General features: G+C 38.2%; 18 protein-coding genes. 12 read left to right on the forward strand and 6 right to left on the reverse strand.

What is annotated here, in order from left to right:
- Positions 1-92 precede the first annotated feature (92 nt).
- The 5 genes from A3Q34_RS13625 to A3Q34_RS13645 all read right to left on the reverse strand — a co-directional run bounded on the left by A3Q34_RS13625 (position 93) and on the right by A3Q34_RS13645 (position 5,486).
- The gene (locus tag A3Q34_RS13625) at positions 93-458 is read right to left on the reverse strand and encodes a hypothetical protein (RefSeq protein ID WP_070375846.1); all 366 of its coding nucleotides are present in this window, start codon (positions 456-458) and stop codon (positions 93-95) included.
- Between the two features lie 336 nt (positions 459-794).
- Positions 795-2,975 carry a malate synthase G gene (locus A3Q34_RS13630; protein ID WP_070375847.1) on the reverse strand — a complete coding sequence of 727 codons (2,181 nt, stop codon included), beginning with the start codon at positions 2,973-2,975 and terminating at the stop codon, positions 795-797.
- A gap of 472 nt (positions 2,976-3,447) precedes the next feature.
- Positions 3,448-4,167: an LrgB family protein gene (locus tag A3Q34_RS13635; RefSeq protein ID WP_083278021.1), complete on the reverse strand. Its 720-nt coding sequence runs from the start codon at positions 4,165-4,167 to the stop codon at positions 3,448-3,450.
- Positions 4,164-4,541: a CidA/LrgA family protein gene (locus tag A3Q34_RS13640; RefSeq protein ID WP_070375849.1), complete on the reverse strand. Its 378-nt coding sequence runs from the start codon at positions 4,539-4,541 to the stop codon at positions 4,164-4,166. The genes A3Q34_RS13635 and A3Q34_RS13640 overlap by 4 nt, the downstream gene beginning before the upstream one ends.
- Positions 4,542-4,550: 9 nt before the next feature.
- Positions 4,551-5,486: a LysR family transcriptional regulator gene (locus A3Q34_RS13645; protein ID WP_070375850.1), complete on the reverse strand. Its 936-nt coding sequence runs from the start codon at positions 5,484-5,486 to the stop codon at positions 4,551-4,553.
- A 342-nt stretch (positions 5,487-5,828) separates the two neighbouring features.
- Here A3Q34_RS13645 and A3Q34_RS13650 point away from each other — a divergent pair, with 342 nt between their 5' ends.
- The 12 genes from A3Q34_RS13650 to ribBA all read left to right on the forward strand — a co-directional run bounded on the left by A3Q34_RS13650 (position 5,829) and on the right by ribBA (position 18,593).
- Entirely contained in the window at positions 5,829-7,412 is a 1,584-nt protein-coding gene (locus A3Q34_RS13650; protein ID WP_070375851.1) for an isocitrate lyase, read from the forward strand.
- 422 nt (positions 7,413-7,834) lie between these two features.
- Positions 7,835-8,068, forward strand: a complete 234-nt coding sequence (locus A3Q34_RS13655; RefSeq protein ID WP_157470994.1) for a hypothetical protein — start codon at positions 7,835-7,837, stop codon at positions 8,066-8,068.
- Between the two features lie 523 nt (positions 8,069-8,591).
- The gene (locus A3Q34_RS13660) at positions 8,592-10,055 is read left to right on the forward strand and encodes an alpha/beta fold hydrolase (protein ID WP_070375853.1); all 1,464 of its coding nucleotides are present in this window, start codon (positions 8,592-8,594) and stop codon (positions 10,053-10,055) included.
- Between the two features lie 13 nt (positions 10,056-10,068).
- Positions 10,069-10,815 carry an ABC transporter ATP-binding protein gene (locus tag A3Q34_RS13665; RefSeq protein WP_070375854.1) on the forward strand — a complete coding sequence of 249 codons (747 nt, stop codon included), beginning with the start codon at positions 10,069-10,071 and terminating at the stop codon, positions 10,813-10,815.
- Positions 10,812-11,975, forward strand: coding sequence for an ABC transporter permease (locus A3Q34_RS13670; protein WP_070375855.1), 1,164 nt, complete (start codon positions 10,812-10,814; stop codon positions 11,973-11,975). The genes A3Q34_RS13665 and A3Q34_RS13670 overlap by 4 nt, the downstream gene beginning before the upstream one ends.
- A 32-nt stretch (positions 11,976-12,007) precedes the next feature.
- Entirely contained in the window at positions 12,008-12,610 is a 603-nt protein-coding gene (locus A3Q34_RS13675; RefSeq protein ID WP_070375856.1) for an RNA polymerase sigma factor, read from the forward strand.
- A complete protein-coding gene (locus A3Q34_RS13680; RefSeq protein ID WP_070375857.1) occupies positions 12,607-13,296 on the forward strand; it encodes a hypothetical protein in 690 nt (229 codons plus the stop codon). The genes A3Q34_RS13675 and A3Q34_RS13680 overlap by 4 nt, the downstream gene beginning before the upstream one ends.
- 306 nt (positions 13,297-13,602) lie before the next feature.
- Complete coding sequence (glyA, locus tag A3Q34_RS13685; RefSeq protein ID WP_070375858.1) at positions 13,603-14,859, forward strand: serine hydroxymethyltransferase; 1,257 nt, start codon at positions 13,603-13,605, stop codon at positions 14,857-14,859.
- A 229-nt stretch (positions 14,860-15,088) separates the two neighbouring features.
- Positions 15,089-15,544 (forward strand): transcriptional regulator NrdR, encoded by a 456-nt coding sequence (gene nrdR, locus A3Q34_RS13690; RefSeq protein WP_070375859.1) that lies wholly within the window; start codon positions 15,089-15,091, stop codon positions 15,542-15,544.
- On the forward strand, positions 15,545-16,681 hold the full coding sequence (ribD, locus tag A3Q34_RS13695; protein WP_070375860.1) for a bifunctional diaminohydroxyphosphoribosylaminopyrimidine deaminase/5-amino-6-(5-phosphoribosylamino)uracil reductase RibD: 1,137 nt from the start codon (positions 15,545-15,547) through the stop codon (positions 16,679-16,681). It begins immediately after the preceding gene.
- Between the two features lie 55 nt (positions 16,682-16,736).
- Complete coding sequence (locus tag A3Q34_RS13700) at positions 16,737-17,402, forward strand: riboflavin synthase (protein WP_070375861.1); 666 nt, start codon at positions 16,737-16,739, stop codon at positions 17,400-17,402.
- An 81-nt stretch (positions 17,403-17,483) separates the two neighbouring features.
- Complete coding sequence (gene ribBA / locus A3Q34_RS13705) at positions 17,484-18,593, forward strand: bifunctional 3,4-dihydroxy-2-butanone-4-phosphate synthase/GTP cyclohydrolase II (RefSeq protein WP_070375862.1); 1,110 nt, start codon at positions 17,484-17,486, stop codon at positions 18,591-18,593.
- Positions 18,594-18,664: 71 nt separating this feature from the next.
- Here the strand turns inward: ribBA and A3Q34_RS13710 are convergent, their stop codons facing one another.
- Entirely contained in the window at positions 18,665-20,656 is a 1,992-nt protein-coding gene (locus tag A3Q34_RS13710) for a TonB-dependent receptor plug domain-containing protein (protein ID WP_070377174.1), read from the reverse strand.
- Positions 20,657-20,836: the final 180 nt, after the last annotated feature.

The raw sequence follows: 20,836 nt of genomic DNA on the forward strand, positions 1-20,836 counted from the left end.
TTATCTGTTAAAAAAAAAAGCCCTTGAGGCTTTTTTTTATTAATGCCCTAAAATAATCTTTAGGCCATTATGATTAAAGTCGTTGTTTGAGTTTAGTCTGTCTTAGATAACTGCTTTAAGGGAATGTCATGAGCGTTACCGATATCATCAACAAATAAAGCGGAAATTAACTGCTGTAATTTATCATTAAAAATAATGGCCAATTCAAAATATCCATTTTTAGTGGTTGTTGTACCCACGTTAAGTTCTTTTACGTTATTGTCTGGCTTTAACAAGGGTTTTTCTTTAGCGCCACCTTCATCTACCACTTTAGGAAAAGCAAACATATAAGTAATAGTCTTTAGCTCTTGGTTCATTTGTGCGTGGCGTGATTCTGCTGAAGCAGTCGAAAGGGTACAGCACAATCCAATGATGCTGAATATGGCACTTAACGCTACCGTTCTAATTTGTGATTTCATGTTGCGATCCTCGTCTTATAAATTCACATAGCATTGACTACAAAACTTCTGTATTGAAAACAATGTTACTTGTACTATCTTATCTGATTGAAATTGTAACTATAATGTTTACACCTTAACTATAAATTGTTAAGAAATATATAGCCAACGATATAAGTTCAATGGCTAAAAATTTGAGTTTAATGGGTTTTTAGTATGGCTTAACCAAGAGAAATCATCATTAAAAGCGTATTAGTTAGATAGACAGGCAATTGTGGAGGAAAGTTTCATTGCGCTTAAATAAAAAAAGAAATATTAAGATTAATATTTCTTTTTTAGAGGGCGTATTAAACGAGATTAACTGAGTTGCTTCACTTTTAGTCGGTAACTATGTAATAAAGGTTCGGTATAACCATTAACTTGTGTTGTGCCTAAAAATACTAAATCACAAGCCGCTTTAAAAGCGATACTCTTTTCAAAGTTACTTGCCATTGGTTGATAGTTAGCATCATTTTTATTTTGGCTATCAACAGTTTTAGCCATCTTTTTCAAACTGGCTAATACTTGTTGTTCACTACAAACCTCATGCTTCATCCAATTGGCCATATGTTGACTGGAGATACGTAAAGTTGCTCTGTCTTCCATTAAACCGACATTATTAATATCAGGAACTTTTGAACAACCGACACCTTGATCAATCCATCGTACAACATAGCCTAAAATACCCTGAGCGTTATTATCGAGTTCATCAGAGATCTCCTGCTCACTCCAGTTGGTGTCTTTGGCGAGTGGGATCGTTAAGATATCATCTAAGTTAGCCGGAGTACGTAGCATTAACTTTTTCTGCAGCGCGAAAACATTCTCTCTATGATAATGTAAAGCGTGCAGGGTTGCTGCTGTAGGAGAAGGTACCCAAGCTGTATTTGCCCCTGCTTGTACGTGATTAATTTTAGTAGCTAACATATTCAACATTTGATCAGGAATGGGCCACATGCCCTTACCAATTTGTGCTCTGCCACTAAAGCCACAGGCTAAGCCGACATCAACGTTATTATCTTCATAAGCGCTTATCCAAGGTGTTAACTTTATATCTGCTTTTTTAGCCATAATACCTGCCGCCATTGATGTATGAATTTCATCACCGGTACGGTCTAAAAATCCAGTGTTAATAAAGACCACACGAGACTTAGCTTGAGCGATACAAGCCTTTAAATTAACGCTTGTTCGGCGCTCTTCATCCATTATGCCCATTTTTATGGTGTTTCTTGTTAACGCTAAAGCATCTTCGACTTGTTCAAATAATGTATTAGCAAAAGCGACCTCTTCTGGGCCATGCATTTTTGGTTTAACAATATAAATTGATTTTTCTGCACTATTACAAAATGACTCAGCAGCTGCGGTTTGTTGTAAATTGAGACTAGCGATTAGTGAGGTTACCATGGCATCAATAATACCTTCTGGCACTTCAGAGCCATCAGCTAATAAGATGGCATTGTTCGTCATTAAATGCCCGACATTACGGACAAACATTAAACTACGGCCTTTTAGCGTTAAATTCGCGCCATCAGTTTGATGATACTGTCTGTCAACCGCCATAGTGCGCTGAATAGTTTTACCATTTTTTACTAAGTCAGTGGTTAAGTTACCTTGCATTAACCCCAACCAGTTTTTATAAGCGACCACTTTATCATCGGCATCAACGGCTGCGACAGAGTCTTCACAATCCATAATGGTCGTTAAAGCCGACTCAAGAGTGATGTCAGAAATGCCTGCTTTATCGCTTTTTGCGATAACACTACTTTCATCAAAGTTAATTTCAAAGTGTAAACCATTATGTTCAAATAATAGCGCGGTCGGTGCATCTACTGTGCCTTGATAACCTTTAAAAGCATCGCCGTTTTCAAGTTTAACGGTTTCGCCACTTTCAAGTGTAACCGTTAAAAAAGCATCAGATACGTTGTAGTGCTTCGCTTGGGCGTGACTGCCAGCAGTTAATGGAATACTTTGATCTAAAAATTGTCGCGCAAATTCAATGACTTTTTGACCACGAACGGCATTATAGCCACCAGCGTTTTCAGCCCCATTTTCTGCAGAAATAACATCGCTACCATAAAGGGCATCATACAAGCTTCCCCAACGAGCATTAACGGCGTTAATGGCAAACCTAGCGTTCATTATTGGTACCACGAGTTGCGGGCCCGCCATTGTTGCTAACTCAGCATCTACATTTTCGGTTGTTATGGCAAAGTCTTCAACCTCAGGTACCAGGTAATTGATGTCTTTTAGAAATTTTTTGTATGATGAAAAATCGAAGTTATCGGCAAAGTTATTCTGGTGCCAGCTATCTATTTTCGTTTGTAAATCATCACGTGTTGCTAACAAAGCTTTATTAATAGGTGTTAATTTTTCAATGATTGTTGAGAAGTTTTGCCAAAAGTCAGTTGGTGGAATTAGGCTATGAGGAAGTACATCCTGTTCAATAAATTGATGTAAACATTGCGCTACTTGGATATTTTGGATCTTTATGTACGGGGTCATCATGTTTCCTCTTGTGCAATCATTTACGCAACTTCTATTTGAATATTTAACTATGGCGTAAATATTTTTATCATAAATGTATTTAACCCTCTTTCTAAAAGAGCATTAAACATAATTAATAACAGTATCTAAGTGCAATGTAGGAGGTATTATTTTTTCATGCAAGAGCTGAAAAAAGTTTCCTAAAGAAATTAGTTGTTATTTTTGTATTTTGATAAGTGATTTTTATTATATCTAAATGATAATTATAGACTATTTAGTTTTTGATTTTATTAAAATTAGTTCAATAACTAATTATTGTTATTAATAATAGCTATCATAAGTACTGTGAATGTAAGTTGTTTGATTTGTTTTTTCTGTGAATATAACTTTTAATAAAGCGCGTTAAGCATTTTTCATTAGAAATATTATGGTAAAGCTGTTGCAGAATACTCATCGTTATCAGTCTATATAGTGAAATCGTTGTGGGCCGTTAGCGTAAAAAAAGTACCAAAGTATTAATAATCATTGGACTAAAGATGGCAGTGATAACCGCTGAAATAATCAAAGCCAAAGAACTGTAGGCGGCATGCTCATAACTCACTTTGCTAATTGTTGCGGTTCCCAATGCATGGCTAGCCGCGCCAATAGCTAAGCCTTGTGCTTTGGGTGAGGTAACCTTAATTAAAGATAGCCAAGGAGGACCTAATAAAGCGCCAAACAATCCGGCTAAAATTATCGCAAATGCAGTGATGGAATTACTGCCATTGAGTTGTTCCGTTAATGCTATGCCAATCGGTGTTGTTACTGATTTCAAAGAAAGTGATACGGCAATATCGTATTGATTAATGGTCAATAAAGTGATGATAAAACTTATCGATATAGCGATAAATACCCCTACCAATAACAGTACCATTATATGTCGCCATTGTTTTTTAATTGTTTGAAGATGCTGGTATAACGGGAAACCCAAAGCCACAACAGCAGGCTCTAAGAGTTTATTTAATGAGGCGGTGGCTTGGTAATACTGTTCAAAAGGAATATTAAATATTAGCAAAAATGGGATCAACGTTAGAATCGATAACAGCATTGGATTTAACCAGGCTTTTTTTAATTTTTGTTGTAACTTGGCATAGGCATGATAAACCGCCAGCGTAAGCAGTATAAAAAATAAGGCAGCGCTTATCATTGATAAAAGAGGTTGGCTTATCACTTGTTTTGCTCGTTAGTTGCGGCTAATTGTTGTCGATTAAGTTGTCGCTGATACACAAGTCCAACAAAGGTGAGTAATAAAAAGGTCGTAAAAAAGATAATGGCAATTAAGGTGAAGCCATGCGCTTTAATTAATTCAAAATGATTAATGATACCAACACCCGCAGGGACAAAACAAACCGCCATATTAGCCAACGCCCACTCAATACAAGGTTGAATACGCTTGGCATTAAGTATCTTAAAATGCAGTAGCATGGTGAACATCATCATGCCATATAAACTCGCAGGTAAGATCGGCAGGAAAGTCTCAATCATTTTTCCTGCTAACAAACAAATGCCCACCGAGAATATACTGTAGATTATATGACTAAACATGGCGTAATCTTACCCTTGTGCTGCCGCTTCAATAACAAGTTGTCTAAACCAAATATGGCTAGCATCATGATGTAATAACGGGCTCCAAATCATTTTTAATTCTATATCAGGAATGTCAAAAGGGGGATCAACAATGGTATATTTGTTATCGTCTTTGTGTAATAAAGCCGCTTTTGTCGGTAAAGTAGCGATTAAACCATCTTCATGAGCGAGTTGCATGGCAACATGATAATTACGGGTAAAAACCTTTATATCTCTTTGTTTGTCTATACGCGCTAACGCTTCATCTACCCAACCCAATTTTTGTACGTCCTTGGGATCCATACCCACCCCAACCCCAAAGCCAGTTTTTGACACCCAAACATGCTTTGACGACAGATAAGTATCTAAATTGAATTCAGCTACATAAGGGCTGTTAGCACTTAACAAACATGAGAATGAATCACGCCAGATAGTTTTCTGATGAAATGACTGTGGTAATTCATCAAAGCGGTTAATCGCCATATCAATTTTTCCAGCTTCAACATCGTGAAAAGTTACGTCACTTGGCGTCATAATATCAATGGTCACATTCGGGGCAATTTCATTTATTTTTCTTAATAAACTTGGCAGTAACGTTGATGCCGCGTAATCACTTGCCATAATGCGGAAAACACGTTGGCTGTGTTTTTCATTAAACTCTTCTTCACCCTGCAACGCTTCTTCAAGTTCTAATAAGATTTTTCTGATCACCGGTGCTAAAGCGCGCGAACGTTCGGTGGGTACCATGCCATCAGATGTTCTTACTAATATCGGATCATTAAATAAGTTTCTTAGTCTTTTTAAACCGTTACTCATTGCCGGTTGGGTAATATTAAGCTGGCTTGCTGAACGAGTAACATTTTTTTCTCTTAATAAAACGTCAAGGTAAATAAGTAGATTTAAATCGATTTTAGCAATATTCATAGTTTTTATGACCAACAGAAATAATATAACTAATGTATATGTCATGTGCAGAAAAATAAATCAAGAAGTTTTCAGTGTCTAATAAAAATATTAATCACCTTTTAAAGCGGTAATACTGAGGTTTATACTTATTACTTATTGAAAAATAAGTACAATTATTATTTGTGAACTTGGTATTTATCTTGTGAATGGTAGTGATTGATATTATATATTTTAAGAATACTCTCAGGATGTTCTAGACTTTGTCTTGTTCGGTGTGTTTACTTTAATTTTTACTTTTTATTTTAAGTGTTGAAGCGAACAAAACCTTTTAAAAATATTACCAGACTCTTGGAGAGTGCTATGTCTAATTATCAAAATGCAATAGAAGCGGTTAAAGCGATTAAAGCAAATGCAGGTACCTCTTGGGATACGATTAATCCTGAGTCAATAGCTCGTATGAGAGCACAGAATAAATTCAAAACTGGTCTAGATATCGCTCAGTATACTGCCGACATCATGCGTCGCGATATGGATGCTTACGATGCTGATAGCTCTAAGTATACTCAGTCTTTAGGTTGCTGGCACGGTTTTGTTGGCCAACAAAAAATGATTTCTATTAAGAAACATTTTGGTGGCAAAACAGACCGTCGTTACTTATACCTTTCAGGTTGGATGGTTGCAGCACTTCGTTCAGAATTAGGTCCTCTTCCTGACCAATCAATGCACGAAAAAACATCTGTCGCTGCTTTAGTTAAAGAACTTTATACTTTTCTTCGTCAAGCCGATGCTCGTGAACTTGGTGGTCTTTTTCGCGACCTAGATGCAGCAAGTACCGCTGATAAAGCCGCTATTCAAGATAAAATTGATAACCACGTTACTCACGTTGTGCCAATTATTGCTGATATCGATGCTGGTTTTGGTAATGCAGAAGCAACTTACCTTATGGCTAAGCAAATGATTGAAGCCGGCGCTTGTGCTCTTCAAATCGAAAACCAGGTTGCCGATGAAAAGCAATGTGGCCATCAAGATGGTAAAGTAACGGTTCCTCATGCAGATTTTCATTCAAAAATTCGTGCTTTACGTCATGCATTCCTTGAACTAGGTATCGACAACGGTATCATCGTTTCACGTACTGACTCTGAAGGTGCTGGCCTGACTAAAGAAATCGCGGTTGTTAAAACGCCAGGCGATCAAGGTGATATCTATAACTCTTTCTTAGATGTTGAAGAGATTGACGTAGCTGACATGGCTGAAGGCGATGTATGCTTTAACCGTGACGGTAAACTTGTTCGTCCTAAACGTTTACCTTCTGGTTTATATCAATTCCGTCAAGGTACTGGTGAAGAGCGTTGTGTCTTTGATAGCATCGAAGCAATTAAAGCGGGTGCTGATTTGTTATGGATAGAAACAGCGACACCTAACGTTGCCGATATCACTGCCATGATGGATGAAGTTCGTAAAGAAATTCCAAATGCTAAACTTGTTTACAACAACAGCCCATCGTTCAATTGGACATTAAACTTCCGCCAGCAAGCGTTTGACGCTATGGTTGCTGCGGGTGAAGATGTATCTAACTATGTACGTGCTGATTTAATGAATGTTGATTACGATACGACTGAGTTAGCGGCATCAGCAGATGACAAAATCCGTAGCTTCCAAGCTGAGACTTCACGTAAAGCTGGTATCTTCCATCACTTAATCACGCTTCCTACTTATCATACAACAGCATTGTCTGTAGATAACCTAGCTAAAGAATACTTTGGCGACGCGGCGATGCTTGGTTATGTTGAAGGTGTACAACGTAAAGAAATTCGTCAAGGTATTGCCTGTGTTAAGCATCAAAACATGTCAGGCTCTGACATGGGTGATGATCACAAAGAATACTTTGCTGGTGAGAACGCACTTAAAGCAGGTGGCGAGAACAACACCTCTAACCAGTTCTAATCACGATTAAAAACAGTTTTCTCTAGAAGTAAAAACCGAATAGCATTAAATGTTATTCGGTTTTTTTATGTACAGGAAGTACGGTATGTCGTGGTGCCATGGATGGCAATGAACGACGAATGTATACGACTGCATGGATGCAGGAGGTAGAGCGAAGCATGGATGCCCGAGCCGAGGATGTACGGTATGTCGTGGTGCCATGGATGGCAATGAACGACGAATGTATACGACTGCATGGATGCAGGAGGTAGAGCGAAGCATGGATGCCCGAGCCGAGGATGTACGGTATGTCGTGGTGCCATGGATGACAATGAACGACGAATGTATACGACTGCATGGATGCAGGAGGTAGAGCGAAGCATGGATGCCCGAGCCGAGGATGTACGGTATGTCGTGGTGCCATGGATGGCAATGAACGACGAATGTATACGACTGCATGGATGCAGGAGGTAGAGCGAAGCATGGATGCCCGAGCCGAGGATGTAAGGTATGTCGTTGTGCCATGGATGGTAATGAACGACGAATGGTCAGCGCTTGTCTTGCGCACTTATCGTCATGCTGAATTTATTTCAGTATCTGTTCTTGAAGTTGCAGTAAAAGATCCTAAAATCGTCATGCTGAATTTATTTCAGTATCTGTTCTTGAAGTTGCAGTAAAAGATGCTAAAACCGTCATGCTGAATTTATTTCAGCATCTGTTCTGTGGCTAAAGTAAAATATGCTAAAACCGTCATGCTGAATTTATTTCAGCATCTGTTCTGGAAGTTGAAGTAAAAGATCCTAAAACTGTCATGCTGAATTTATTTCAGTATCTGTTCTTGAAGTTGAAGTAAAAGATGCTAAAACCGTCATGCTGAATTTATTTCAGCATCTGTTCTTGAAGTTCCAGTAAAAGATCCTAAAGCCGTCATGCTGAATTTATTTCAGCATCTGTTCTTGAAGTTCCAGTAAAAGATCCTAAAACCGTCATGCTGAATTTATTTCAGTATCTGTTCTTGTAGTTGCAGTAAAAGATCCTAAAACCGTCATACTAGAAATTACCGTTCCTTGCTTAAAATAATACTGCTAAATATCAATTATAAACAATCATTTAAAAATAAATGCCGCTTTATTAAAATAAACTGTAATAAAAAGTCTAAGGCTGAGACTATATGTTCGATATTTTAAAAGGAATAAAATAATGAAAATAAAATGGCAAAGCCTTTTAGCATTAAGTTTACTGAGTTTTAGCTCACTACTTTTAGCTGAAGACAATAATACACAAAATAATAAAGAAGTTTTAAGCTTGGAAAACTGCCACTTAAAGGGCATTAAGTCGCAAGTTCAGTGTGGCACATTACAAGTACCAGAAAATTATAGTTTACCCGAAGGTGAAAAAATAAGCGTTAATTTTGCGGTGCTGCCGGCTATTGATAGTAGTCAAAATAAAACGCCTTTAATGTTTTTAGCGGGTGGACCAGGTCAAGCATCCGTTGAACTAGCCGCGCATATATTTAGTACTTTTGGTGAAATTAAAAAGTCGCATGACATTATTTTAGTGGATCAACGGGGTACGGGAAAATCACATCCTTTATCGTGTGATGAAAATGAAGTAAGAAATGCTTATGAAATTATTCCTGAAGACTTTTCTCCACAAGAAATCAAAGACTGTATCGCGCAATTCAAAGGCGACTTAAGTCAATATAATTCAGAAAATGCTATTCGTGATTTTGATGCAGTACGCGTTGCACTCGGCCATGAAAAAATTAATATTTATGGTGGCTCTTACGGCACACGTGCGGCTTTGGTTTATATGCGCCTTTTTCCTGATGCACTTAACAGTGTCGTACTAGACAGTGTTGGCCCCATTGAAGTGCCTATTGGTACTTTTGGTCAAAGTTCTGCGCGCTCATTTAATTTATTACTTGAAAACTGCCAGCAAGATGAAAGTTGTAACAGCGCTTACCCTTCATTAAAAGATGACTTTACAGCGGTTATTGCTCGACTAGAACAAGCACCGGTAAATCTTAAAATAGCGCATCCCCGTTTAGGTACAAAGACTGACTTCGTGTTAAGTCGTAGCAAGTTTATTAGTCATTTACGCATGCAATTATACTCTATGCAAACCCGTACTTTAGTGCCCTTGGTTATACATCAGGCTTTTTTAGGTAACTATCAACCTATGATTGGTTTAATTGCCATGTCAGAAGGGGGAATGGGTATGTATGTGGGGTTAACATTAAATATTGTCTGTAATGAAGACTTTCCTAAAATTACTACTGAAATGTTTGCTGGCGATGCCAACAATACTTTTGGTGGCAACGATAGCCATAGTGCTTGGCTGCAAGCCTGTCCGTTATGGCCTAAGTATGCGGTTAGCGATGATTTCTATCAAAGTGTTACGGCTAATATCCCAACACTTATTTTATCAGGAAATTTAGACCCAGTAACACCGCCGAGTAACGGTGATGAATCTGCCAAAACCTTACCTAATAATCACCACATTGTTTCTAAAAACAGTGCACATATTGTTGCTTCAACGCCTTGTGGTATTGAAATTGTTAATGAATTTCTAACAACACTCAATCCGAATGATTTAGATGAATCGTGTTTAGCTGAGTTAAAAAGTGAAACATTTATGACGCATTTAAACGGCAACCTATAAGGATATAATTATTATGATTGAAGTTAACAATTTACATAAAAGCTTTATCGATAAAAAAAATACGGTAAAAGCCCTAGATGGTTTGTCGTTTACTGCGAAAAATGGCGAGATCACCGGTATTTTAGGTCCAAATGGTGCGGGTAAAACGACGTGTTTACGTACTCTCTATGGTTTGCTAAAAGCTGATGAAGGTTCGGTATTAGTCGATGGTATTAATGTTTTAGAAGACCCTTTAGCTGTTAGGCAACGATTAGGAATCTTCCCGGACAAATTTGGTTTGTACGAACGTTTAACTGCCTATGAACAAGTGGACTACTTCGCCAGTCTTCATGGTATGCAAGGAGCGAAGAAAAAAGCGGCAATAGCGCAAATATTTAAAGATTTAGAAATGGAAGAATTGGCGCATCGTAAAACGGTTGGCTTCTCGCAAGGGCAACGGATGAAAGTCACTTTAGCTCAGGCTTTAGTGCATCAGCCGAAAAACTTTGTTCTTGATGAACCGACTCGCGGACTCGATGTAATGAGCACACGAGTTTTGCGCAATCACTTAGCCAAATTTAAAGAGAAAGGTCATTGTATTTTATTTTCATCACATGTCATGCAAGAAGTTGCGGCTTTATGTGATCGGGTAATTATTGTTTCTAATGGCAAATTAGCCGCACAAGGCACGCCACAAGAGTTATGTGATTTAGCGGGTGAAAGATTATTAGAAGATGCCTTTGTTAAATTAATTGGCTCAGATGAAGGAGTTGCCGCATGATCCAGTTTAAAGCATTATTAATTAAAGAATTAAGAGAAGCCTTTCGTGATAAACGTGCCTTGATGGTCGCGTTAAGTATGGGCTTATTCGCGCCAATAATGATTATGGTAATATCGAAAACCATGATCAAAGAAATCGTGGATAACCCGCCTATTTATGTGCAATTTACCGGCGCTGAATTTGCACCAAAATTGATTGAGAAGTTTGCCGTCAATAATATTTTACAATTTGCCGATGTACCTGAAGAAGAAAAGTACGCATGGCAAGAACGTAATATTGAAGTAGATATACCAAAAGATTTTGCTGAAAAAATGTTAGCGGGTCAGGCTATAGATGTTGTTTTACGTGCAGATTTTGGTAAAAAAGCCTCTAGTGCACCGATCCGAAGAGTCAAAGAAGTGGTACGAGAATACTCACTTGCTATCGGTTATAAGCGTTTACTGGTCAGGGGAGTTGATATTAATTTATTACAACCTATTGTTCTGCAAGAACAAGATACAGCACTTCCAACCAGCAATGCAGTGATGGTCTCGATGTTTTTAGGTATCTATTTATTGATGGGCGCTTTTGTTTCAGGGCTATCAATTGCCATTGACTCGAGTGCGGGTGAGCGAGAACGTAATGTTTTAGAGATGTTACTATGTCAGCCGGTCAGTACCCTTAAAATAGTGTTGGCAAAAATGACTTGTGCCAGTTCTATTTCAGTATTGTCTATTGTTATCATGTTGGTATTGACCACCGTTTCTGTTGGCTTTATTGATCTCACTAAAATAGGGGCAACCTTTAGTTTAAATGCCTTTAGTATTGCGGCCTTATTACTACTACTTATTCCACTATGTTTTTTTGCAACGGCTTTACAATTATTCTTTTCGTTTCAAGCGAAAAGTTTTAAAGAAGCGCAGTCAACCGTCTCTATGCTAATTATGCTTCCTGCTATGGTACCGTTTGCCATTATGATGATTGATGATAAGCCTGAATGGGTGAATTGGTTACCTATTTCAGGACAATCAATGTTGATGGAAGATGTTTTTAAGGGCTTACCTGTCGATTGGACTGTGCTTGCAAGTACCACCGCAATTACGGTGGGGATGACCGTGGCATTAGTGCTGGCACTCGCACAAAAATTAAAATCAGAAAAAGTGGTGATGTCATTAAGTTAATCTTTATGACAATACGCTGAGTTGGTATTAAGATGAATAACTCGATAGAATTAACATTACAGCAACAAGACCGCTTTCAAACGGCGTATCAACATATATTGAGTTATTCTTTGAAACGTACTGCAAATTATCAGCAAACATTCACCCAATGGATGACAGAGTATGAAAAATTACTCCGTCATATCATTACCGGATTTGAAGCAAAACCGTCAATTCAAGATGAGCTTTTTCAAGAAATAGCCCTCAATCTTTGGCGGGCACTACCTAGCTTTAGAAATGACTGTACGGTAAAAACTTTTGTCGCTCGTATTGCTCATAATGTTTTAGCGACGCATGTTGCCAAAGCAGTAAAAAGTGTCAAGGTAGAGCAAAGTATTGATGATATTTGCCAAGAGACAGAGCAAGATAAAATTCAACCTACACCCCATCAGAGCTTAGAAAAACAACGTAGACAACAACGTTTAGCTCAATCTATTAGGCAACTTAAACTTGAACAACAGCAAGTGATCACCTTAGCGCTCGAAGGCATGAGTTATCAAGAAATTGCCGATATTTTAGTGATATCCGTTAATCTTGTTGGTGTGCGTTTACAACGCGCAAAAATCGCTTTGAGTAAGTTAATGGAGGCGGTATGAACGAAGAAGATTCCCTGTTACATAAAAAAAGTAAAGTGATTTTATCTACGCAAAGTCAAGGTGAGGCGATACTTGATGTTGCAACTTTACCCAAGAATAAAGCGACTACACCACTCGATAGTTCGGTAATTGATGAACAATGGGCGCAGATGAGCCAAGACTGGCAAAGCCAACCTATTATTAAAACCGATATTAACCGTTTACTTAAACAAACAAAGCAAAGAACTGTGTGGGCTAAATCTTTATTAGTCATAGATATTATGGCTACGTTGGCTATGTTGTTTGTAGCTAGCTATATGTGGCTCAGTGGCTCGAAAGATCAAGCAACCATTATTTACTTAGGTGGTGGCGGCATTCTTTCCATTATTTTTGTAATATTTGCCATTAAAGCTCGTTTATCGGCATGGAAAATAAATTGTGGCAGTCCTGATAAAGCAATTGAACATGCCATTGTCGGTTGTCAGTCGTCTATTAGCTACATCAAGTTAATAAAGTTCTCTTGTCTCATTATTGGGCCCTTTGCCAATTGGTATGTTTTTGCTGTCACCGAGCAATTAGAAAAATCGCCCATTGTTGGTCTAGCTATTTTGAATATATTTCTGGTGAGTATTTGGCTTGTCAGTCAGTCTTTTTATATAAAAAGGCAAGAAGAGCTAAAACAACTAAATGATATTTTAATAAAATAAATATTGGTTATTTCTTAATAAGGTAGATTATATTTTGTTTTTCCACTTTATTTCTGTTTTAAATTTCTTGTTATTGCTTTTTTTCTTCGTTATATTCTATTTGCTGTTAACGTTGATCAAAGCTGTAAAAGTTTTTATCGATAATAACAGCAACACTCTTGGCATATTAGATTACTAAATGAGCTAAAGCTTGTACCTTTATCCGTGTACAACTGAGCTGATTTCAGGCAATATACGCCGCATAAATTTTGCTATCCATTAGACAATTGTCTGTAACAGCTAAGGCTGAATAATTGAGGAAAAACCATGTTTACACGTGATATGAATATTGCTGATTTTGACCCGGAACTTTATCAAGCGATGAGCAATGAGAAAGTTCGCCAAGAAGAGCACATCGAACTTATTGCTTCAGAAAATTACTGTAGCCCGCGTGTTCTTGAAGCACAAGGTTCTCAATTAACGAATAAATATGCTGAAGGTTACCCAGGCAAACGTTACTACGGTGGTTGTGAATTCGTAGATATCGCTGAGCAATTAGCCATAGACCGTGCAAAAGAATTATTTGGCGCAACTTACGCGAACGTGCAACCTCATGCCGGTTCTCAAGCTAATGCTGCAGTCTTTCAAGCGCTTGTTACTCCAGGTGGTAAAGTGTTAGGAATGAGTTTAGCGCACGGTGGTCATTTAACGCATGGTTCTCATGTTAGTTTTTCTGGCAAGTCTTACGAAGCATTTCAATACGGTCTTCACCCAGAAACAGGTGACATAGATTACGAAGAAATGGAACGTTTAGCACAAGAACATAAACCAGAAATGATCATTGGTGGCTTTTCTGCTTTCTCTGGTGTTGTTGATTGGGCACGTATGCGTAAAATCGCAGACGGTGTTGGCGCATACTTTTTCGTTGATATGGCTCATGTTGCTGGTTTAATTGCCGCTGGTTTATATCCAAACCCAGTGCCACATGCGCATGTTGTTACTACCACCACTCATAAAACATTAGCCGGTCCTCGTGGCGGTTTAATTATTTCGGGTTGTGATGATGAAGCTATCTATAAAAAATTAAACTCTGCTGTTTTCCCAGGTGGCCAAGGTGGCCCATTAATGCACATTATTGCTGCTAAAGCCGTTGCATTTAAAGAAGCATTAGAGCCTGAGTTTAAAGTTTATCAACAGAATGTTTTAGACAATGCTAAAGCTATGGTTGCTGTTCTTCAGGAACGCGGTTACAAAGTTGTTTCTAACGGTACTGAAAACCACTTGTTGTTACTTGACTTAATTGATAAAGATATTACAGGTAAAGATGCTGATGCTGCATTAGGCCGTGCCCATATTACGGTAAATAAAAACTCAGTACCTAACGACCCACGTTCTCCGTTTGTAACTTCTGGTTTACGTTTAGGTACTCCGGCTATTACGCGTCGTGGTTTTGGCGTTGTTGAAACACAAGCATTAACGGGTTGGATTTGTGATATTTTAGACGATATCAACAATGAACAGACGGTTACTGATGTTAAAGCCAGTGTTAAAGAACTTTGTTCACGCTTCCCTGTATACGCGTAAATTAAGCGAACGACTTTAGTGTCTTAAGCGATATAGCTGTGGCGCTTATAGTCTAATGGGAATAGCTATAAATAAGTTAATGTAACAATAGCTTAATTAGACTAAAATGGCCGCATTAGCGGCCATTATTGTTTCTGTCAATTAAACAGAGCTATGTGTCGAAAGTACCGAGTCTATTAAGATAAAAATATACTTATTGGGATCGGTATCACCTTTTTTGGAGCTTTCCATGTATTGTCCTTTTTGTCGAGCCTTAGATACCAAAGTCATTGACTCTCGTTTGGTCTCTGACGGTCATCAAGTTCGCCGTCGCCGCGAATGTCTAGCCTGTCATGAGCGCTACACTACCTTTGAAACTGCTGAGTTAGTTATGCCACGTATTATTAAAAATGATGGTTCACGTGAGCCTTTCAATGAAGATAAAATGCGTAATGGTTTAGTGCGAGCACTCGAAAAACGTCCGGTAAGTGTCGAACAAGTCGAACTATCCATTAATAAAGTCAAATCAAAGCTACGTGCCACGGGTGAGCGAGAAGTATCGAGTGAGTTGCTTGGTAATATCATTATGGAGCAATTAAAAGAATTAGATAAAGTCGCTTATGTGCGTTTTGCCTCGGTTTATCGCTCTTTTGAAGATATTCGCGAATTTAGTGAAGAAATTGCGCGCTTAGGTAATGAAAAGTAGATGAAAGAATTCTCAGCCGAAGATTACCGTTTTATGCAACGGGCTATAATGCTTGCCAAACAAGGACATTTTACCACTTCGCCTAATCCGCGCGTTGGTTGTGTTTTGGTAAAAGATGGTAAAATTGTCGGAGAAGGTTTTCATCAAAAAGCGGGTGAAGGTCATGCTGAAGTTAACGCGTTAGCAATGGCGGGTAAAAATGCGCAAGGTGCAACCGCTTATGTAACACTTGAGCCTTGTAGTCATTACGGATTAACGCCACCCTGTGCTAAAGGACTTATTATTGCCGGTATTAAACATGTCATAGCGGCGATGGTTGATCCAAATCCTAAAGTGGCTGGTAATGGTTTGAAAATGTTAGCACAAGCGGGAATATCTTCGCAACATGGCTTGTTAAGGCAAGCGGCTGAAGATTTAAATGTTGGTTTTATCAAACAAATGACCACAGGTTTCCCCTACGTCCGTTGTAAATTAGCGGCGAGTTTAGATGGAAAAACCGCGATGAAAAACGGCGAAAGTAAATGGATTACTTCCCCTCAAGCTCGACAAGATGTTCAGCGTTTACGCGCACAAAGTTGTGCGATTATCAGTGGTGCTGACAGTATATTAACCGATAATGCAAAAATGACGGTACGTTGGTCTGAGCTAGGGGAATTAAAAGATAGTTATCAAGAGGAAGACGTTAGGCAACCAATAAGAGTGATTATAGATACAAAAAATCGCTTAACGCCTAACTTAGCTTTATTTAATGAGCATAGCCCAATAATATTAATTCGTCGTACCATTGAAAACATTCATCAGTGGCCTCATTTTGTAAAGCAGGTGGCTTTACCTGTCGTCAATACATTAGCTAATGAACAGCAGATTGACTTACCTGCATTACTTCAATATTTAGCTAAACTAAATTTGAATGATGTACTCATTGAGTCAGGTGCTCGATTAGCGGGTGCTTTTATTGAACAAAATTTAGTTGATGAATTGATTTTATATCAAGCCCCTAAATTAATGGGTGCAGACAGTAAAAGCTTAGTGAATATGACAAGTATTGAAAGCTTGAGCCAAGCAAAAGAACTAAATATAATTGATTTACGTATGATCGGCAAAGATATCCGTATTACTGCTAAACTTTTATCGTAAAATTTTAGTATGGTGTTGAGTTTTACTTGACCTAAAAATGACTTAAAGAGTGATTATGTTCACAGGAATAATTGAAGCAGTTGGTAGCATTCAAGCGATAAACATTACTGGACAGGGTGCAAGAATTGTTATTTCCACCGGTTTATTAGATATGAGTGATGTTAAATTAGGTGATTCAATAGCGACCAATGGCATTTGTTTAACCGTTGTCGCTTTCGACTCATCAACTTATAGTGCTGATGTTTCTAATGAAACCTTACAGCGTACCGGCTTTGTTGATTATCAAACAGGGCAGGCTGTTAATTTAGAAAAAGCCATGTTACCCACCACCCGTTTTGGCGGTCATATGGTGTCTGGTCATGTCGATGCAGTGGTTGTTATAACCTCGATTGAACATAATGGTAATAGCCTAGAATACTGGCTTGAAATGCCAAGTGATTTAGTGCCATACATTGCCGAAAAAGGCTCTATTACGATTGACGGCACGAGCTTAACGGTTAACAGTGTCACCAATGATAAATTTCGTTTAACGATTGTTCCTCACACTAACGCGCAAACCATTATTGCTCAATATAAAGCGGGCACTAAAGTCAATTTAGAAGTTGACTTAATTGCCCGTTATATCGAAAGGCTATTAACAAAAAAAGCCGCTAGCACGGTCGAGCACCATAGTTCAGGTGTGACTCATGAACTATTAGCACGTAACGGTTTTATGAAGTAAACAAACAAGATGGCGTTTGTATATCAAGCGCACTATTGTATTCCTCAAAATTATGAAAAAAATTAAATAAAAGAGATGATCATGAATTTAAATACCCCACAAGAAATTATTGACGATATTGCTCAAGGTAAAATGGTCATTTTGATGGACGATGAAGACAGAGAAAATGAAGGTGACTTCATTATGGCTGCTGAAAAAGTAACCCCCGAAGCCATTAATTTTATGGCGACTCACGGTCGTGGTTTAATTTGTATGCCGATGACGGTTGAAAAATGCCAGCAGCTCAAGTTACCTTTGATGGTTGAAAAAAATGACGCTCAATTTAGCACTAATTTTACTGTGTCAATTGAGGCCGCTCAAGGAGTGACTACCGGGATTTCTGCTGGCGATCGTGCAACGACTGTTTTAGCTGCTGTTGCCAAAGATGCCAATCATTTAAGTATTGTTCAGCCGGGGCATATTTTTCCATTAATAGCCAAAGATGGAGGTGTATTAAATCGCGCAGGCCATACTGAAGCCGGAACCGATTTAGCGCGTTTAGCGGGTTTAGAGCCTGCCGCCGTTATTGTTGAAATACTCAATGAAGACGGTACTATGGCACGCCGACCAGACTTAGAAATTATTGCTGAAAAGCATGATTTAAAAATGGGCACCATTGCCGACTTAATTGAATACAGAAATGCTAATGAGACCACTATTGAACGTGTCTCTCAATGTAAGTTACCAACAGCCTTTGGAGAATTCGATTTAACGGTATTTAAAGACACCATTGATGGACAGGCGCACTTTGCCCTAACTAAAGGTGAGATTAAAGCTGACGAACCAACACTAGTTCGTGTTCATCTTGAAAATACCTTTAGAGATTTATTATTTAGCCAACGTGAGAGTGTTGCTCAATGGCCAATGGCTAATGCTTTAGAAAAAATTGCCAAAGAAGGCGGTGTTTTAGTACTTTTAGGTAAGCATGAATCTACTGCTGAGTTAATTTCTCAAGTTGAAAAATATGCAAAAATTGATGCGGGTGAAGTTGTTAATGAAATAAAACGTCATGTTGGCTCTCGTAACGTTGGCGTAGGCTCACAAATCCTTTCTAACTTAGGTGTTAGTAAAATGCGCTTGTTAAGTTCACAAACTAAGTATCATTCGTTATCAGGGTTTGGTCTTGAAGTTGTTGAATATATAGCGGAATAATTAACGTTAGCCCGAGTTTGTTCATCTATAGAAATATTTTTTATAGATGAACATTTAAGCTTGTGATTGCGTTAAAATTGATAGCGATAACTCACTGATATTTCCCTGCCTTTTCCTGGTACTTCACCGTTAAATACTCTTGGGTCGAAGACCACATAATCTTTATCCAGTAAATTTTGCGCAATGAATGAAAGTTGCTGTTTTTTATCAAGCTCATAAGTGACTTTACCTGAAATTAAAAAATACTGTTTTTGTATAAAACGGATATTATTAATTGGAGGTAGTGTTACTTCATCTCGCCAAATACCATTAACATTGAATTTCCATTGTCCTGACTTATAGCTTAAATTGGCGCTACCAAAGTGTTTGAAACTCTCGTTAATGGGGTCATCAAAGAGGTGGGTGTAATTGAGTGAAAAACGTAATTTTGGCGTTAATTCAACACTGGCACTGCTTTCCAAGCCACTAATTTCCATATCAACATGGTTAACAAAAGTAAATTGTGCGTCGCCATCGTCAGGAACCTTATTTATAAAGTCTCGTAAATCATTATGAAAAAAGACCAGTTCACTGGAAAAATCATTATGTTGATATATCCAAACGAGCTCTGTTGTTTTGACAAACTCTGAGGATAAATTAGGGTTGCCGTTAGTCACACTGTCATTTGAATAAAGTTCGTTGTTTACCGGAGTACGAAATGACTCACCATATTGCAGTTTTAAGCTATGGTTTTTATTGGCTTGCCAAACTGCTGCGGCACGCGGTGACAGTTTATGATCAATATCTATCACCTTGTCATACCTAGCCCCTAAAAATAAACTAATATTATTGGCGACTTGCCACTTGAGTTGACTGTAAATTCCATGCATTGCTTGGGCTTGATTTAACGCTTTTGTTTCAGGCATCACAGCGATTGCGACAATTTTGTCGAGATAATTATCATCATTAACGATAATCCGCTCTTGCTGATAATCATAGTAAGTGACGGCGTTACCCGATTGAAATTGATTAGCGCGGCGATATTCAACCCCCGAATTGAGATGAATACGTGGATTAACTATCCAACTGTGATCTAGGTTTACATCGCTTGATTGAGTGCGCCAAAAGGGCCCCACCAAAAAATCATTTTCGATAAGGCCAGACTCTTTTGCTAAGGCCATTCCAGCAGACTTTATTTCAAAGAGGCTATAAGACGCCTTAATCTCTAGCTGATGCTTGTCGTTGTGCCATATCTTACTTTTACCCGATATTGAAAAGCTTTCACTGGTGTGGATATTATCGACAGAATAGCCACCAAGATTAATAAATTCATCGAGTTCATTTTCGCTGTAGCGGATGTTAAGTTTATTATTTTTATAGTGTGCACCGAGTTCTAAATAGGTATTACTATAGGGGTCTTTAACTTGGCGATTCAATGGTGAGGTATATTGATGGCCGTTAGACTTCTCTATCGAAATATTACTGTGTAAACGTAAGTCTTTAGAGAGTTTTTTTTGCCAACTAGAAGAAAGTTGCTGATAACCTTTTTCACCTATACTTACCTTAAGCTGCTTAACTGACTGTTGAGTAATTATATTTAACACACCTAAAAAAGCATTGCTGCCATAAAGCGCTGAACCAGGACCTCGAATAACTTCAATACGTTCAATAATATCAACGGGAATATGGGGGGTGTAAACGGAAGCTTTACCAAAGGAAACTTCATTAAGTCGTTCGCCATTGATCATAACAAGAATATAACCATTGTCTAAATAAACGCCACGGGCATGTTCTTTCGGGACCGCTCCTACCCAATCACCACGAGTCATTTGAAAGCCAGGAACAAAATTCATCACATCATAGGCATTTTTCACCCCTAATGATTCAATATCAGCGCGTTCAAAGATCGTGATTGTTGAAGGTACTGTTAGGACAGTTTCTTCAGTTTTTGTGGCTAAACTAATACGTACTTGCATTAGCTCTTTTATGCTGAGATCAAAGATGTCTTTTTCAGCGACAGCAGCAAAACTACTATTAAGGGGGACAATGAAAAGACAGCTAATAATCCAAACGAGAATTCTCATATAAATTAACAAATTAATAGCTTTGTCATTAAATTAGTTGGTTCTACCGTGCAATGCAAGCGAAAAGCGACATCACTTCAGTCACTGGCTAGTTTTAGAAGCGGTAGTCGAGATTACAGGCTAAATTTAGCCGTGTTTTCAAAGTAAGCTAAAAGTTATATGGCTTTAGCCATCGGCTAG

Source organism: Colwellia sp. PAMC 20917 (genome assembly GCF_001767295.1).
Lineage (GTDB): Bacteria > Pseudomonadota > Gammaproteobacteria > Enterobacterales > Alteromonadaceae > Colwellia_A.

Bases quoted from the DNA above. Each gene is read 5' to 3' on its own strand.
- A3Q34_RS13625 (WP_070375846.1), bottom strand. From the start codon at position 458: ATGAAATCACAAATTAGAACGGTAGCGTTAAGTGCCATATTCAGCATC.
- A3Q34_RS13630 (WP_070375847.1), bottom strand. From the start codon at position 2,975: ATGACCCCGTACATAAAGATCCAAAATATCCAAGTAGCGCAATGTTTA.
- A3Q34_RS13640 (WP_070375849.1), bottom strand. From the start codon at position 4,541: ATGTTTAGTCATATAATCTACAGTATATTCTCGGTGGGCATTTGTTTG.
- A3Q34_RS13645 (WP_070375850.1), bottom strand. From the start codon at position 5,486: ATGAATATTGCTAAAATCGATTTAAATCTACTTATTTACCTTGACGTT.
- A3Q34_RS13650 (WP_070375851.1), top strand. From the start codon at position 5,829: ATGTCTAATTATCAAAATGCAATAGAAGCGGTTAAAGCGATTAAAGCA.
- A3Q34_RS13655 (WP_157470994.1), top strand. From the start codon at position 7,835: ATGTATACGACTGCATGGATGCAGGAGGTAGAGCGAAGCATGGATGCC.
- A3Q34_RS13660 (WP_070375853.1), top strand. From the start codon at position 8,592: ATGAAAATAAAATGGCAAAGCCTTTTAGCATTAAGTTTACTGAGTTTT.
- A3Q34_RS13665 (WP_070375854.1), top strand. From the start codon at position 10,069: ATGATTGAAGTTAACAATTTACATAAAAGCTTTATCGATAAAAAAAAT.
- A3Q34_RS13670 (WP_070375855.1), top strand. From the start codon at position 10,812: ATGATCCAGTTTAAAGCATTATTAATTAAAGAATTAAGAGAAGCCTTT.
- A3Q34_RS13675 (WP_070375856.1), top strand. From the start codon at position 12,008: ATGAATAACTCGATAGAATTAACATTACAGCAACAAGACCGCTTTCAA.
- A3Q34_RS13680 (WP_070375857.1), top strand. From the start codon at position 12,607: ATGAACGAAGAAGATTCCCTGTTACATAAAAAAAGTAAAGTGATTTTA.
- glyA (WP_070375858.1), top strand. From the start codon at position 13,603: ATGTTTACACGTGATATGAATATTGCTGATTTTGACCCGGAACTTTAT.
- nrdR (WP_070375859.1), top strand. From the start codon at position 15,089: ATGTATTGTCCTTTTTGTCGAGCCTTAGATACCAAAGTCATTGACTCT.
- ribD (WP_070375860.1), top strand. From the start codon at position 15,545: ATGAAAGAATTCTCAGCCGAAGATTACCGTTTTATGCAACGGGCTATA.
- A3Q34_RS13700 (WP_070375861.1), top strand. From the start codon at position 16,737: ATGTTCACAGGAATAATTGAAGCAGTTGGTAGCATTCAAGCGATAAAC.
- ribBA (WP_070375862.1), top strand. From the start codon at position 17,484: ATGAATTTAAATACCCCACAAGAAATTATTGACGATATTGCTCAAGGT.
- A3Q34_RS13710 (WP_070377174.1), bottom strand. From the start codon at position 20,656: ATGAGAATTCTCGTTTGGATTATTAGCTGTCTTTTCATTGTCCCCCTT.